The sequence below is a fragment of the Prolixibacteraceae bacterium genome (genome assembly GCA_019856515.1).
In the GTDB taxonomy this organism is placed as follows: Bacteria; Bacteroidota; Bacteroidia; order Bacteroidales; family Prolixibacteraceae; genus Halosquirtibacter; species Halosquirtibacter xylanolyticus.
Genome location: CP082230.1, coordinates 492083 through 509813, shown reverse-complemented (window position 1 = coordinate 509813; position 17731 = coordinate 492083). Strand labels below are relative to the sequence as shown.

General features: G+C 32.7%; 10 protein-coding genes. 5 read left to right on the top strand and 5 right to left on the bottom strand.

From position 1 onward, the window contains the following. The first annotated feature begins 148 nt into the window (after positions 1-148). Positions 149-1159: a WYL domain-containing protein gene (locus K5X82_01720; GenBank protein QZT37622.1), complete on the top strand. Its 1011-nt coding sequence runs from the start codon at positions 149-151 to the stop codon at positions 1157-1159. Positions 1160-1238: 79 nt separating this feature from the next. On the opposite strand, the gene K5X82_01715 is transcribed toward K5X82_01720, so the two are convergent. After that, entirely contained in the window at positions 1239-3089 is a 1851-nt protein-coding gene (locus tag K5X82_01715; protein QZT37621.1) for a glycoside hydrolase family 13 protein, read from the bottom strand. Positions 3090-3455: 366 nt separating this feature from the next. On the opposite strand from K5X82_01715, the gene K5X82_01710 reads away from it, so the two are divergent. Beyond that, positions 3456-4517 carry a histidine kinase gene (locus K5X82_01710; GenBank protein QZT37620.1) on the top strand — a complete coding sequence of 354 codons (1062 nt, stop codon included), beginning with the start codon at positions 3456-3458 and terminating at the stop codon, positions 4515-4517. Continuing rightward, the gene (locus tag K5X82_01705) at positions 4514-5242 is read left to right on the top strand and encodes a LytTR family DNA-binding domain-containing protein (GenBank protein ID QZT37619.1); all 729 of its coding nucleotides are present in this window, start codon (positions 4514-4516) and stop codon (positions 5240-5242) included. The genes K5X82_01710 and K5X82_01705 overlap by 4 nt, the downstream gene beginning before the upstream one ends. Before the next feature lie 257 nt (positions 5243-5499). Here K5X82_01705 and K5X82_01700 read toward each other — a convergent pair whose 3' ends face one another. The 4 genes from K5X82_01700 to K5X82_01685 all read right to left on the bottom strand — a co-directional run bounded on the left by K5X82_01700 (position 5500) and on the right by K5X82_01685 (position 10228). Beyond that, entirely contained in the window at positions 5500-6411 is a 912-nt protein-coding gene (locus K5X82_01700) for a hypothetical protein (protein QZT37618.1), read from the bottom strand. Positions 6412-6939: 528 nt separating this feature from the next. After that, positions 6940-8388: a transposase gene (locus K5X82_01695; protein QZT37617.1), complete on the bottom strand. Its 1449-nt coding sequence runs from the start codon at positions 8386-8388 to the stop codon at positions 6940-6942. A 378-nt stretch (positions 8389-8766) separates the two neighbouring features. Next, on the bottom strand, positions 8767-9390 hold the full coding sequence (locus K5X82_01690) for a hypothetical protein (GenBank protein ID QZT37616.1): 624 nt from the start codon (positions 9388-9390) through the stop codon (positions 8767-8769). A gap of 232 nt (positions 9391-9622) precedes the next feature. Then, positions 9623-10228, bottom strand: coding sequence for a hypothetical protein (locus tag K5X82_01685; GenBank protein ID QZT37615.1), 606 nt, complete (start codon positions 10226-10228; stop codon positions 9623-9625). 553 nt (positions 10229-10781) lie between these two features. On the opposite strand from K5X82_01685, the gene K5X82_01680 reads away from it, so the two are divergent. Both K5X82_01680 and K5X82_01675 read left to right on the top strand, forming a co-directional pair. Beyond that, positions 10782-14567: a zinc-dependent metalloprotease gene (locus K5X82_01680; GenBank protein QZT37614.1), complete on the top strand. Its 3786-nt coding sequence runs from the start codon at positions 10782-10784 to the stop codon at positions 14565-14567. 1247 nt (positions 14568-15814) lie between these two features. After that, complete coding sequence (locus K5X82_01675) at positions 15815-17716, top strand: DUF3857 and transglutaminase domain-containing protein (GenBank protein ID QZT37613.1); 1902 nt, start codon at positions 15815-15817, stop codon at positions 17714-17716. The last annotated feature ends 15 nt before the right edge of the window (positions 17717-17731 follow it).

Sequence of the window (17731 nt, the reverse complement as noted above, 5' to 3'; positions counted from 1 at the left end):
TAAATCACAGCAATTTGCTTTAACATATATAAAGTCGAACCAATAGGACACATATCGATATAACAGACATGTTAACATATAACAATTTCTATTATATTTGTATTGCATATCTATATTAGAAGTCAATATTATCAAACACAATTAAACTATGTCCATCAACAAACAAGCATTGATCCGTTATTACGCATTAGATAAATGTTTTCGCAATGGATCAAAGAAATTCTTCAAACAAGATCTTCTAGATGCATGTCAAGAGGCAATATATAACGCTACAGGCAATAAAGAAGGAATTAAAGAGCGACAGTTTTTTAATGACATTAAATTCATGCAGGAAGAGGGTCCTTGGGACATCAGTCTATTAAAACTGAAAGAGGGTAAAAGAACATATTACAGATATGAAGATTTAAATTATTCGATACAGAACACACCACTTAGTGAGAAAGAAGCACTCCTTCTCAAAGAGGCATTGACTACCTTAACCCAATTTAAAGGAATGCCTCAACTCGATTGGGTGGAAGATATTTTAGAGAGATTACAATCGAACTATGATCTTCCTACAGATCTAAAAACAGTGATTGACTTTGAGAGCAACCCATACCTAAAAGGATTAGAACATATCTCTCCTCTATATCATGCCATCAGAGAAGAGCGACCAGTGGAAATTAGCTATCAGGGTTTCACAATGGATACGCCTCAAGTTAGTCTGTTTCATCCACACTACCTCAAACAGTATAACAATAGATGGTTCGTTTTTGGAAACATAGACAAACAGCCTGATTTCACGAACTATGCCTTAGATAGAATTCATGAGATAAAAGAGAATGATACTCCCTATACCCCTTCTAGCCATGATTATCATGAACTATTTGAGGATACGATTGGGGTTTCTATTCCAAGAAATAGTGAACCAGAGAAGGTGGTTCTTTTTATTGATAGATCACAGTGGCCGTATATCAAGAACAAACCATTACATGGTTCTCAGAAAATCGTTGAGAAGGGTGATTTGGGAGTGACCATATCATTAGAGCTATATTTGAATTTTGAACTAGAGGCTTTGCTCCTCTCACAAAGTCATAGCATCACAGTCTTGTCACCCATCTCTCTTAAAGAGAATATTAAAACTAAGATTGAGAAGGCAATATCTAATTATTGTCAGTAGATAAAGAGATCATGTAATAAAAAATGCCCCCTGAGCCATATTACAGGGGGCATATATAAAAGTCAAAGTGAGGGTAGTTCTATTTCACTTCAAGAATTAAAACAGATCTCGCAGGGATTAATAACTCCTCTCCGACAGATTGAGTTTTACCTGTAATCACATCTTTCGCATCAGAAACGCCGTCTAACATTTCATGAAAACGAGCTGTTTTTAACGAAACATCTTCTGTATTCTTATTGAATACCACCATTACTTTTTGTTTTTTATCATATCTAAAATATGCGTAGACACCATCTTGTGGTGCATAATGCATAAGTTGCCCATCGTGTATTACAGGTGTATTCTTTCTCCAATTAAGAAGTTTTTTCATATATTGCTGTGCATCTAACTCTTTTTTGCTCAACCCTTTTCCTGTAAATGCATTCACTTTATCATCTTTCCATCCTCCAGGAAAATCAATTCTAAGATAACCATGATCACCACCATGTTCAGACTTAGCTAAGATTTCAGTACCATAGAAAATTTGAGGGATACCTCTCATGGTTAAGGTGTAAGCCATAGTCATCTTAAAGAGGTCATCATCTCGATCTAGTTGATCATAAATTCTAGCCATATCATGATTATCTGGAAATATAACTAGATTTCTAGCATCAGGATAGACAAAATCATTGGCTAACATTTCATACATCTTGACAAAACCGCCATTCCAGCTCTCGTCTTCTTTGAAACCGTCTATCATAGCTGTGTTAAGAGGAAAATCCATCATGCTTGGCATACTTGAGATATAACCATCACTATTTACTTTTCCTTTCTGCCAATAAGATACAATCAATGGATTTGTACTCCACTCCTCACCTACAATATTAAGGTTTGGATATTCATCCATTAAAGATTTTGACCAATGAGATAAAAAGGTTTTATCAGAGTAAGGATAGGTATCCACCCTTAATCCCATTAGATCAGCATATTCAATCCACCAAATGGCATTCTGTGTTAAATAATTTGCCATATAAGGATTACGCTGATTGAGATCAGGCATGCTCTCCACAAACCAACCATCCGAGAATTGTTTCTTATCGTCTTGAGAAGCATAAGCATCCTCCACAGTGGTTCTTTTATGAGAACATGGTGTGAATTTACCATTAAAGTTAATCCAATCTTTTGAAGGCATATCTTTCATCCACCAGTGTGCAGAACCACAGTGGTTAAGGACAACATCCATAATTACTCCAATGCCTCTTTTCTTCGCTTCCTTAGATAGACGTACATAATCTTCATTGGTTCCATAACGCTTATCAATTTGATAGTAATCAGTAATAGCATAACCGTGATAAGTAACCTCAGGTTGATTGTCTTCTAAAAGAGGGTTCACCCATACGGCAGTAAATCCCATATCCTTTAGATAATCTAGACTATTGATGATACCTTGAATGTCTCCTCCATGACGACCATCTTTGTCTGTTCGATCACTTTGTTCGATCATTCCTGGTTGATTATCATTAGAGTAATCACCGTTAGCAAAACGATCAGGTGTGATCAAGTACATAACATCTTTGGAAGAATAACCCATTCGATCAGCAGAAGCATCTCTACGTTTATTAAGCTTATAATTATACGTCAAAATACTTTTCTTGCCTTTTTTAAACTCAATATTTATACTTCCTGGCACTGTCTTCTTGTCAATATGCAAGTTGACAAATAGATAGTTAGGATTCTCCACTAGACTTACACTTTCTATGGTTACTCCAGCATAGTCTATTTCAGGTTTAAGCTCTGAGATATTCTTTCCATGAATAAGTAACTGTAGTTTTGGATTTTTCATTCCAACCCACCAAGATATAGGTTCTAGATGATCCACTTTATATTTAGATGCAATAGCAGAAGTGCTTATTAGCATGATTGCAACTAAACCCAATAATAGACGTCTCATATTAATTATTTTTGATGTTTATATCTTTATTTTATTCATATCTATTTTATGTCTTTCATCGACATTACACTCGAAACTATCAATCATTACTTCCAATACCAAACAAATAGGATAAACAACAGGTTTAACCCTTCCAACGACAACAACAATCTATTTTATTGAGGAAGACATCCATTTTTAGCCCCATTTAAGTTGTTTATCCTAAGAATTGAGCTATTCAACATCAATGGTTTGCTTTTTCAAACAAACCCCCTTACTTTAGCTATATACCTTCACCTCTAATCAAAAACTATTATAGTGGATTAAATGTTCTAATAATATCACGAAGATGGATACATTCATTCCGATTAATTATTAAATACCCATATGCAGATTATAGCTCTTGACAATAAGTGGATCACAAAAGTGATTAATAATAGATGGGTACAACATACGACCTATTGGATAATATATGTGGCATTTTTTGCTTATGCATGGGGAACATATGATGCTGATTATATTAAAACAATTAGTGTCGAGTTGATTAATTTACCTGCGAAGATTGCATTGGTCTATACAGTAGTGTATATTCTCTACCCGAAATACCTTTATAAAGGGAGAATATGGAGGTTTCTTTTCTATTTCTCTTCTATCGTAATAGCTGCTGCAATGCTACAGCGCATCACTGACAACCTTATCATTGTAGACTACTTCTTTCCTGAATGGAAGAAAGTAGACACTTTCACTTTTTCTGTTTTGATACAAACGGCCATTAATCTTGGAGCAGTATTGGCACTACCGATGACAATCAAACTAATGGAATATATCGCGAGTGTGCAACACAATGAACAAGTTCTTGCCAAAGAGAAATTAGAGGCAGAGCTCGCTTTTCTTAGGAATCAAGTACAACCACATTTCTTATTTAACACGCTAAATAGTCTATATGCCTTAATACTAAAACAATCTAATCAATCATTAGATGTGGTATTGAAACTCTCTGAACTGCTTCGCTACATGCTTTATGAGACCAACGCAACGAAAGTGGATTTAAGGAAAGAGATTCAGAGTGTACAAAATTATTTAGATCTGGAGAAGATTCGTTATGGTAATCGTGTTGAGATCAGTCTTAATATGTGGGGTAATATTGATCAAAACTCTATTGCTCCTATGCTTATTCTTCCCTTTATCGAAAATAGTTTTAAGCATGGTACCCAAGGATTAGATGAGTCAGCATGGATAACGATCGAAATTGGAGTCAAAGAACACCGTTTCACACTAAAGATTGAAAACAGCATTCCACAAGAAAGTGCAGATATCCATGCCATGGTTGGAGGTATTGGACTTCAAAATGTAAAGAGAAGGCTCTCTTTAATATATCCAGAACAACATACACTAAAAATTGAGGCTGACACTTTATCCTATAGTGTATTTTTAAATATCGAATTATGAAAAAAACGAGATGCCTTATTGTAGATGATGAAATATTAGCTTTAGAGGTTATCGAGGCTTATATTAATAGACTCAATAACCTTGAGCTAGTGGACAAATGCCACAGTGCTATTGAAGCTCTGTCCATATTAAACAGCACGAAAATCGACCTTCTCTTTTTAGATATTCAAATGCCTGGACTTACAGGAATACAACTACTTCGAAACTTATCGAATCCCCCCAAGGTAATCTTCACCACTGCATATTCAGAATACGCAGTAGAGAGTTATGATCTTGAAGCTTTAGATTATTTAATTAAACCAATTCCTTTTGATCGTTTTATAAAGGCTGTCAATCGCTTTTTCAAGCAAAATAACTCTTCATTTAATATTCCAGAGACAGCACCTTCTCTGGATACAGAGAATCCATTCATTTTTGTTAAATCTGATAAAAGGATGGTAAAGATTACCTTGAATCAAATTGAATATATCGAGAGTATTCGTAATAATGTTTCTATTTTTCTTGAAAATGGAGAAGAGGTTGTTACCCCTAATACAATTTCAAATATTGAGGAGAAGCTACCTGAAATGAACTTTATTAGAGTACATCGCTCTTTTATTGTATCTATCTCGAAGATAGAAAGCTATACTGCTGCCAACATCAGAATCAAAAATCATGTTATCCCTATTGGGAGAAACTACAAAGTATCAGTACTTAAAATACTGGACCATAATGCGATTGAATAAACAATCACTTTACGATGTAATGATTTCCATGCAGATCTCGTTCATCTTATTAAGCACCAGTTGATCCTAAATAGTCACGATAACAATTGATGAGCTACAACGAAGATCTCCACAAACAGTGTTTAATTTACATCCTTATTAATAATCTTGTCTTCCAATCATATTCCTTCACCCAGTGTTTCACACTGAGTGAAGAAAATCAAATGCCCCACCACCTAATTACTAGAGAAATGGAGTCTATGTGATTTTAACTATTACTAGAATTTTATTGGATCATGTACATATAATAATGTTCGATCATATTCTTCTGTTTTTAATTGGATTCCATAATTATCAGACAAATACGATTTCAACTCATTGAGGTTATTCTTAGGGATCACATAATCATTCACATTACTCATGACATTTAATGTTACACAGTCCAAATCATAGATTATCTCAATTTTGTTGGCAAGTTTCTCTAATGATGCATTCTTAATCACCATGTAATTCTTGGTATCATTTACTTTTGTAGGGTCTAAAACAACATTTTGATTAAACTTATCTATATTTTCAATGAACAATATCTCTGAAGGTCCTTTAATTTTATAATATGTCGCTTTCTGGTCTATCTTTTTTAATATTTGACGAATTATTGTCGCATGAATAATCTTATATTGCGGTCTATTCTTAGGTAAAACAACTTTAATATCGAAATAGATTGATTTAGTTTGTGGATTATCGTAAACAATTAATGTCCTGGATGCACCACTCAGGTCACGAAACAGTTTTTCAAAGCTTACATTCTTACAACTATAAACGCGTCCCTTTTTCCACATCTTTGTTTTCTTCGAATTGTCAGAGAAGCTTAAGTCCATCTTGTAGCCTTTCATATCAGGGTAACGACTCATAAAGGTCACATAACGATGTGGAAGATTGGACATCAGTTCAGCAGTCTTTTGAATCTGATCAGATCTCAAATATCTATTTGAGTTTTTTGCAAAAACAGGAGTATTATACACTAATGCAAAAATCATTACATTATAGACCAATGAACTTAATAAACTTAGTAAAAACCCATACTTTACTCGAATAAGACTACAAGATAAACTTAATAACAATTGAACGGGAATTATAGTCAATGCCCACCATTTTAAAGATACTCCTTCAATAATAAGTGGAAATTTCAATATTGCATAGAGTAATACAGAAGAGTAAAATATAAGGTTGTAATTACATGTCCAGAATTCCACTAGTTCTTCTTTGATTTCCCAAAACAAAAAAGCAGAAAGCAAAATCACAATATACACCACATACAAATGAAATAAATTCTCGCCTACTGTTTGCAAAAATGAGAAATAGATGAAGCTCGATAATACAAACAAGAATATTAAAATCGAAGTGATTATATTAACAGCTGATAGTTTTAAATGCAGGCGATATATTATCTCTTCAACAACAGCTATTACAATTGGGTAAAGTAGAAACACGAGCCATTTTAAATCACCAGATAGATTACAGGCTTCTGTAAAGTATGAGCTAACTCTTGCATGGTTCAAATTACAATAAATACCCCATGTACAAACTGCTATTAATACGATGAAAGGAATGACAAACATCCATTTATAGTTACAAATACCATCTGCACAGTAGTCTATCTCAATACTCCTTTTCTTCCAATGATTAGAGGGATTACATAACTGATGTTTCCCATGTCTTTATTCAGGTTCATAAACCATTGATTCAATGAGCCTAAAGAATTTATTATTTTCGGGTTTATTTTTAAGTACACTGATTATCAATTCATTAAAATCACTATCGATGATTTCTGCGAGAGTTCTCATCAATTCGAGGATAAAACCCCAAATTCGTTGTACTATTACAAGTTCCATTCCTTGATCTTTTACATGAGCAAAGATTCCACCTAGCGTCTCATATGCCTCGAACCTTTTTGCTAAACTAAAAACGTTAAACTCAATAATAGCTACAGATAGATCTGCTATTTGAGCATCAAAATCACTCGATTGAGATTTTCCTAAACCAAAATAGTTCTTTGATTCCTTAAAAAAGACCTCAATACTCCATCTAATACTATATATCTGATAAGCTTTCTCTATGCTCAGCTTTGTATTTGAAGATACCAATAAATGCCATTTCCCTCGCTTACTGTTCTTGCAAAAGAATAGTTTTACATCTGTACCTTTATATTTCACTGTGACTTCTGCACAATATAGACTAAGTGACTTTACCCATTTTACTCTCTTTCGCTGTTTAAGTAAGAGAGCAAGTTCTTTGGTGCTATATTCTTTGTCTTTGAAAGAATATTTAGCACTAGACATCTTAGCCATTGCAACAAGATGCATACCATTAGAGATCACAGTTTTTAATATTGAATCACAGAAGAACCAACTGTCCATAAGTATGTAGTCTACTGTAATTCCTTGTTTAATAGCATTTACCATCATCTCTTTTGCCATCGTTATTTTATCAATAACGAGTTCTTTCTCTCGGTTAAACCCATTACTCTTTGTTGATCGTTTCTTTGAGAACTGTTTTTTACGTTGTTTGGCAGTGAGTCCAAATGGAGTCTTTTTATTCTTCCCTCTTTCTTTATGTAGAGAGAAGTCCAATGTAAAATAGCTTTTGCCATCCCATAAACCTAGAAATAATCCTTTAAAACCAAATATATAACGATGGGTTACATGCGACCATATTTTACTAACATGTTCAGTTTTGTAGGTAGACTTCTCAAAATCAGTATCGTCAATAATTAAGCATCTTTCTGCTTGATTACAGTCATCAGAGTGAGAGTTTTTGGCTATTTGACCAAAGAGTTTATTATTACATGATGAAACTATAGTACGCCAATCTATCTGGCTGTTATTTTTAAATCGATAGAATGTATTCTTTTGTGCTTCTAACATCTCTGATAGATAATGCTTACTGTAGCTATAAATATTAGGGATAGAGAAAATTGGGAAAAGTAGTAAGCCTAATAGTATGTCACCTTTGAAGTAAGTAGACTGAGGCAACTCTTTATTTCCTAATTTCAGTTGTCTTAAGTTGAGTAACTTGTAAAGGCTAATAATTCGATTAATTCCTTTTTCACTTGAACTGAAAAAACTCTGTGTCTCTGAAAAAACTTTTGTACTTTTATTCTGAAGCATGATTTATTTGGTTATTGGAACAACATTAATTTACTGATAATTAATGAATTATCAAAATAAACATGCTTCTTTTTATGCTGTAAATCAAGATGTTAGCCTACATGGGAAACATCAGTTACATAATAAACTCCAGCATTCTTTTAATTCTCTCATATATTTACCTTGAGATTTGGATAGACACGATATTTACAACTAAAATCTATCTTCATTATTAAATATCTTTATTTTCCAACGATTTATATTGCTTCATATGAACTATAAACTTAGGTACACTAAGGGTTAGACAAAAGACAAACATTCTAAGCAATAAAAAGCCGTTATAATAATGTGGTAGGAATATCGTTTATGTGCATAAGAAAACGATGCAAGAATGGACTTTTACATTCCTACTGAATCTTCTAGTTCTAATATTAACTTTTGAAAAGCTATCACCAATTTATTTAATTGATTACGATTGAAATGATATTTTGATTTGAGTTTATTTTGGGAAATGGTTAATTCGAGATCCCATGAAGGAGAGGATAAAAATCCACTACTTTGATCATCATCAACTTTTATTGAAAAATGATCATCAATATTATAACAATAAGTTGTATAAATACCATCACTTGTCATTGATAAAATTTGGCGAAATATCTGGGTCATTCTTTCAAATTTTGTTTTACTTAAATAACATTCATATTTTTTGCGATTTTGCTTTATCTTAAAACTTAATGATCTATCTTCACGACCTTCAGGAATCTCATACTTTCCCGTTGATTTGTACTCTACACCACTGTCATAACAAGTAAATTGAATTGCATCAACGCTTAAACTCTTTTCAAGAGATGCTGTTGTCACTTTTGAAAAAATAAGATCGTTTAATCGATGTTTTTTCCCTCGCTGTTGGATTACTAAAACATCTTGAAGTAACAGTAGCTCTTCTGTAGTGACAACCTCACTTTGTGCTTTTGCTTCAATAGTACAAATCGCGAATAAAATTGTTAAAACTAATATTCTCATATATGCTATTTTAAATATACTTTCATGATACAATGATTCATTTTTAAATCCTAAATATCATCATATAACTACGTCAGATAAGTTTTATGCCCATTTGTATAATTTTTTATGGGTATAAAATCTATCGGATCATAATGTATCAATTTGTTTAGGTTATGACTCTTATCCTCTAGCTATATCACACATGAACCCCAGCTTGACACTAATTATATTGACTAAAATGACAGATCGTCTATTTTTTAAAAGGAAACTGTCGTGCAAGACCTTTTGAGAGCTGTTGTATTATGGAGCGGTAATATAACAACTCTTCATTGCCTAATGAAGAACTTCTATATTTATCAGATACAATAACTGCAATAGGCTTCTTAAAATCGTCTTTAGAGGTGTAGATATCTAATTTTAAAGCTAAATACTTTATTTCTTCTCCAGCATTAACTTTAGCATATGAATCACTATTGATAGAACCATTTGAGCCATCCATATACTTCCCATTTTGACCAACCCAACCATACTTATAACCAAATTCTCTTTTATAAACACTAACATTGAGAACGGTTTTAATATCCTTCTCCTTTAAAAGATCCTTATATTGACTATCTCCACAGACCTCTCCAGGAAAAACGAGTTGATTAAGAGTAAAAATATTATTCATTTTTGAGCGAAAGCTTTGCTTCATAATATATTCTGATTTCGCATCTTTATTATCCAATACAATCAAAACATTATGTTCTAATTTATTTTTTATTGAACCATATAAATATGTATTCCTTGATAATTCTTTCTGAGAAAAACCTTTAAACGAGAGTAGAATACAAACAATTAGAATAATTCTTTTCATAATATTTAATTTTATTGATTTATTAACATGATATACTTATCTATTTTACAGACACGCACTTATTCACATAAAGATACTTTATCAATTGAAAATTAACCATTTTTTACAAATACACAATAAAATGTTCTACGAATTATTAATACAACTCAAATAATAAACTATTGACATAAATTGCACATAGAAGAAAGGAGACGTAAACAAGAAAGATATCAGCTTATTCGAGAGAGCATTACAATTAAAATCGATATCCTTTATTAGGAGTAAATTACTGAGTCGTCTTATAATTGTCCACAATCACTATAATCTCTCCGACGATGACCTGCTAGCCTTTGCAATTCTATAGACAAATCACTAAACCGAAGAACACACGAGACTTTAATCATATTAAAACAAACCATCTATTTAAGACATATTTAATATCAAATACTATTTTTAAGGCATCTCGATACAATTAACAATCAAAATTGTTGTGAAATAGTGGGTGATTTTGATCACCAAAACAGATTATGACATTTAGTAAATTCAAATGTCTAATTATTTATTTTACAAGCATATGAAAGTTTTTACCCTTACCATGGTATTTACCATGCTGTTTAGTTTTTTGGGATTTACCCAAAAACAGAACCAACACAAATGCTCTAATTCTGAGCAGTACCAATCTTATATGAAGGATTTGAAACAGAATCCCCAATTGGCTAAAGAGGTTGAAAATTCACTGGAAAGATCTAAGAGGCATAAAAAACACTCTTTTGCTACGGACCAAAATTACATCATCCCAATTGTATTCCATATTATTCATGATCATGGCGTTGAAAATATTACAGATGAAAAAGTACATGAAGCTCTTGATATTATCAATGAAGACTACGCTAGTATAAACAGTGATCTAAATCAGCTAGAGCCATCTTTCAAATCGAGAATAGGAGTTCCCAATATTGAATTTAGGCTTGCTAAAGTTGACCCTAGTGGTAACTACACAACTGGTATTACTAGAGATGTGTCTCCTCTCACAATTAATGGAAGTTGGGATCACCCCGAAGTGAAAAGAATAAATTCATGGCCACATGACAAGTATTTAAATATATGGATTGTTAGAAGCTCAAATGGAAGCAATGGTTCCGCTTGGGCTTACCTACCCTATCAAGTAGACAATGATGATTATGCGGACCTCGATGGTATTATTATTTCATCATGGGCTTTTGGAGCAACAACACAAGGATACCATCGTATCTTAACACATGAAATTGGGCACTTCTTAAACTTATATCATACATGGAGCCCATGGCTTGAATGTGGAGCCAAAGATGCTTGTGGTGAAGATGATGAAGTCACAGACACTCCGAATTGTACAGGATATTATGGTGGATGTGACACAAGTCATAGTAGTTGTGGTTCTCTCGATATGATACAGAATTATATGGATTATGCACAATGTCCAGTAGCATTTACCAAAGGACAAGTTGAGAGGATGCATACAGCACTGAATTCTAATGTAGCCAAACGTAATAATCTTTGGAGTGCTGAGAATTTAAAAGCTACCCTATATCCAGAAACCGCTCTTATAGATATCCAAGGAAAGAAACTGATTGAGAGTAGAACGAATGATGGTACATTCGAGAATGTGATAACAGGGAAAATTGTAGATTATGAATTTCTTCAAGAATCTTGGGATCCAACAAAAGTATCATTCGATAACGTTCCTTTAGGATTAACTCCTGAAATAGAGATTGTCGACAATACTCATTTTGAGCTAAGATTTAGAGGAAAAGCAAATCTACATGAAGCAGCTCAAAATATAAGTCTCAAAGTCAATATCGATGGATCATTATTATCTACAGGTTCCTCAAAACCAACAAGCTTTGGTGTTCCTGTTCAATTCAGGAATAAGTATGAAATCGTATATGAGAATACAAATTATCATGTGGACAGTCAAAATACTTGGAAATATTTCACCATTAAGAATACATCATTTGCATATGGTTTTTGGTATGATGCAGGAAAACTTAGACTTGAAACATATAAGAAATCGATTTTATGCGAAGATAATAGTGAAAACATTTCTCCTATAGAGTACGGTCAGCCAATTAACAAGTCAGGAAACTGGAATCCAGGAGGTGACTACCCTAAAGAGCATGATTTTACATCACCGAACTACAAAAAATGGAGTAATAAAACGGCATATCTTGGATTTCAAGTAATCAATGAAATGAATGAACCCATATATGGGTGGATGAAAGTTTCGGTCAACAGCAGTTCTGATGCAATGGATTTAATTGAATATGCTCTTAATACAAACCCAAATGAAGGTATTCTAGCTGGACAAGAACAACAACAGATTGCAGCATTCAGTGTTACTCGTAAAGTATTCGAAGAGGAGAAAGATACAAACGATGGAAGCTTGCTCCAACATAGTTTACTTTCATTTCTTAACCATTACCAATTAGATAGTGATAGAGATCTTAGAGCAAATATCGATTATACAATCACAGGGCTACCTGTAGGATTAACTCCTACTTTTAGATTAATAGATGGGAAAATTGATTTGGCTTTCTCTAGTAGAGCAAAAACACATGGTCTTTCAAACAGTTCATCCTTCACAATTCAATTGAAAGATCATCTATTTACAAGTACGCAAAAATATAGAAATGAAATCAAGTTTGATATCACATTTATTGATCCATATAAAATAATCACAGGTGAACTACCCTCTGTAAGTGTTGACTCTTCAAACAAGTGGAAATGGTTCGCATTATTTGATGAAGGACCGACCTATGGAAATTGGTATTTTGAAGATGGACATATAAAATTAGAGACCTATAATAAAGAGTGCATTACACATATTGGCACTCGTAACATTATGAAATTACGAAAAGGATCAATAATATCTAGTGATCAAAACTGGAAGGCCCCTGAAGCCTACCCTAATCAATTAGATATTTATCATGCAGGATATACTGATTGGTATCATACCGAAGGATATATAGGCATTGTTTTCAATGTTAATGGAACAACTCATTATGGTTGGCTTAAAGGAAAGATGACAGGACCAGGTACACATTTCGAAATCACCCAATACGGATATAATGAGAAACCAAATGCTCCAATATTAGCAGGTGAGTCAGAAGCTCCAGTAATATATGACATTGATATTACTAGTAGTATCCAAACAATTGAAGTAGATGAAAAAGTACAGTATCAATTACATACAACTGAATCAATCGAGAAGTGTACATGGACCTTTGATGGTGGATATCCTAATCAATATATTGGGAATACACCTCCACCAGTTACATATAAGAATAATGGCACCTTCCATGTACAAATTGAAGTATTAATTGATGGACAAACTATAACATTCACAAAAGAGAATATAGTAACAGTTGTCAAACCAACAGCCATAACAGCTGAATTGTTATCTGACAGAAAAGTCATCTATAAAGAAGAAAGTATACAATTTAGTATAAAAGGAAGTCATGAAATCGAAGATTGCCAATGGACCTTTGAAGGAGGAAGCCCCAATAGCTATCAAGGTATAATTCCACCTAAAGTTATATATAATCAAGAAGGGGTCTATAATGTTTCAGCTATCGTAACATTAAATGGACACCAAATGAACATCTTAAAGGACAGCTTTATTACAGTGAAAGAACCTGTTGTTAGCAACTACTGTATCCCTGAAGTTAATCCGACTTATTTAGGATTAAAGATCACTGAAGTTGGAATCAACTATAGACCTGTTACAGTCCACCAAGAAGGATATATCAATTCGAATCATATTCTTTCTTTTAATCAGTCTGGATATAACGTTGTTTCCGCAAAAGTAACTCCAGAGTGGGAAGAAACATATGTAAGAGTCTGGATAGACTGGAATGGGAACAATGATTTTGAAGAATCAGAAAGAGTAGCAGAAATGGTTGGCCCTTCATCACAATATGGAACAGCAGTATACGTACCAGAAGGTGCTGTCACTGACACCAAGATGAGATTTATGCTTTACTATGGGGATATGCAAAAGAGTGCATGTGATCCAATTACATATCAAGGTATGGTTATAGATTATCCAGTTAGAATCTTAAAGACTAAGGTCTCAACTGAAAATAGTATCATACCGAAATCTGAAATTAAAATATACCCTAATCCAGTTAGTGATATTTTACATTTACAGCTAGAGTATAGATCTAACATTGATATTATAAATGTATTAGGAAATAAAATAAAAACAATAAACTTATCTCCTGGACCACACCAAATTATGGTTACAGATCTAAAACCAGGAGTCTATATTTTAAATATTACATCAAAAGAGAGTAACTATCAAAAAAGAATAATGGTTAAATAATCAATCAAAGTTACGGCAATTCTTTTATAAAGCCTGCTACGAAATGTAGTAGGCTTTTTTATGCTTCATTACAATAGACGGAGCCTGATCATAAAATAGAAGAATATCAAAAAGAAGAACTCTTTAAAGCCATCTTCACCGAACTAACATACTAAAAACCCTAGACTTGTTTTGAATATCAATCGTAATACATTCGAAATATCCTCACCCAAAATGAAAAATCGATGAATGAACTTCGAATGGACTTTGAATCAACTTCGAGCCATCATAGGAGAAAGTCAGGGGATAGCAACATGTTAGTCCGAGAAAAGTGATCTAGAAATTGTAAGATATGATTATGGTATAATTAATATCTCTTCATTTATCACGACATAAGTGAGCATAACACAAGAATCATTAAATTCATTTGATTTACAGCTTATCTAAATAAATTTAATTTTCTCTAGAGAAGACATCGTTTACTCCAATAGATCAAACAGCAAAAAACGTGTTTATTTTTTTAGTATCATAATCAAGTTTTTTACTTGTTTCATTTAAATTATTATTTCATCAATTTTCATTAGACCACTATCTATGATAAATTGATGAATTATTTCAAATTTCTGTTCTTGTATATAAAAATGTAATCAATAACCCGATATCGCTTTTACTAAAGGGCTTTCTATTGTAGTATAAATAAATTGAAGAGGTAATTTTTCAATATCAACTGACGTAAATATCATATGATATCTAAGTGACTAAATCAGATCTATGGTCAAACAAAAACACTCCAACACACTAACTCTAAAAGCCTTACATTTTCAATAAATTATCATCACAGGGATATATTGACTATTTTATGTACATCCACCTTATCTACGATATAACCATTCTAATTTTACGTCAAGGAACGAATCAAAAAATAAAATAAGGTCTAAACATTATACTTCAAATTAAATAAAATGATTTTAAATTAATGAAAAATCGATTAATCTCAAAAAACCAGAGACCTATTATACATAACAAAATCGAAGATCTTTCACAAACAACGACTGACTTAACACCATAATAAACAAGTCATTAAAATACACTTTAATTAAAGATTAATATGATAGCATCAATTGGGTTAAATCTATTAAATAGTTTAAACTAATTTACATTCCACATCACACCAATAGTGTCTATTTTTCAATCCTTAATTTTATTAAAAAAATTATATTTGCATCAGTAAAATAAACTTTTTTTTGAAAATATTAGCTAATAAACACATGAACAAAACAAACTCAATCTTTCTACTTCTCTTCATTTGGTGTTGTAGTTCCGCATATGCAAAAGATCATTCTGAATACAACACAAACCTAATAACACAAGAGATGAAGGTTGATGCACATGCTGTTGTAAGACTCAGCTCGACTCATATTGAAATCTCATCTCAAAAAGAACTAAATGTAAAGACCCATAATGTTATTACACTACTTGATTCTGATGGTCATAAATTAATCGACCTTAGTGCCTTTTATAGCAATAGTAGAAGACTCAAGAATATTAAAGCGACCACTTATGATGCATACGGTAAAGAGATAAAGAAATATAGTAAAGGTAAGTTTCTTGATCACAGCCTCTCTAATGGATATATTTTTGCCACAGATAGTCGTTTAAAGGTTCTCGACTTACATCCCCACTCCTATCCAATAACAATCTCTTTTGAGTTGGAGTATGTAGATGAAACAACTGCTTTTATCCCAAGTTGGCTTCCAATTAGATATTATGGATGTAGTATTGAGAAAAGCTATTATTCAATCTCTAAGCCAAGTTTTTCTAAATATATACTAAACGAAAAGAATCTTTCGGAACACAAAATATCTAAAAAGGTACAAGACAATAGAATTGAATATACCTTAAAGAATCAACCCGCTTTAAATTATGAAACGAAGATGCCTCCACAGAACACACTGTTCCCAGAAGTATCAATCACGTTGAATAATTTCTCATACAAAGGCGTTCAAGGTGAGGCTATGAACTATAAAGAACTCGGGAAATGGTATTACAATTCATTTATCCAAAACCACTTCAGTCTATCTACTGAAATACAAGCAAGAGTAAAAGAACTTGTTAAAGGGGAAGAAGACCCTATAAAAAAAGCAAGGATTTTATATCATTATCTCCAAAATAACACTAGATATGTATGTGTAACTATAGATAAAGGTGGAATAGAACCAGAAAAGGCAGAGAAAGTAGCACAACAAGGATATGGAGATTGTAAAGGGCTATCTAATTATATGAAAGCGATGTTAGACGTGGTTGGTGTGCCGTCATATCATACCTTAATTTCATCAGGTGAGAATAATGATATCGACACCTCTAAGGTTCAACTGGGGGGAAATCATATGATTTTAAACATTCCCAATCAAGGAAAAGATATATGGCTTGAGTGTACCTCCTCTGATGGAGCCTTTGGATTTGTACAACGAAGTATCCGAAACAAGAATGTTATTATTATTAAACCCGAAGGAGGAGTTCTAAGTAAGACACCACAATTTCCAGACTCAACCAATATTCTAAAAACAGTTGCAGATGTAATTATAGACAAATCAGGAACAGCAAGTGTCGATTACAAACGTACCTCTACAGATCTATTTTATGGATACTATTACGACCTTCCAAGCTATAAGAAAAAAAATCAAACTAAATTCTATATGAAAAATTGGAAGAATATTCCGAATTTAAGTATAGAGAATATCTCTTATAACCATGATAGTATTCACTTTAACTTTTCAGAGAATTTAAAGTTGAAAATACCGGACTTCTTTACTCATATTGGGGAAACAAATGGAATCCATATTTCCAAGCTTAGTTCCTTTGATCATTACACCCCTAAGTATCGACATAGAAAGTATCCAATAGAAGTATCTAATGGTGTTGTCTACAATATGAAAATGACTTTCCATCTTCCAAAAGAAAATGAGTTTAAATCGTCTCCAAAAGATGTTGACTTCAAAACAAAATATGGAAGTTATCATAGACATATTAAAATAAAAGATCCTAACACAATTATTATTGAGAGAGTGATAGAACTATACAGAGAAACATATTCTGCAGACGAGTATAGTTCATACCGTAGTTTTATAGAAAAGATAGAATCTAAAGAAAATATAATTCTTGCTATTTAACCACATACAATATCA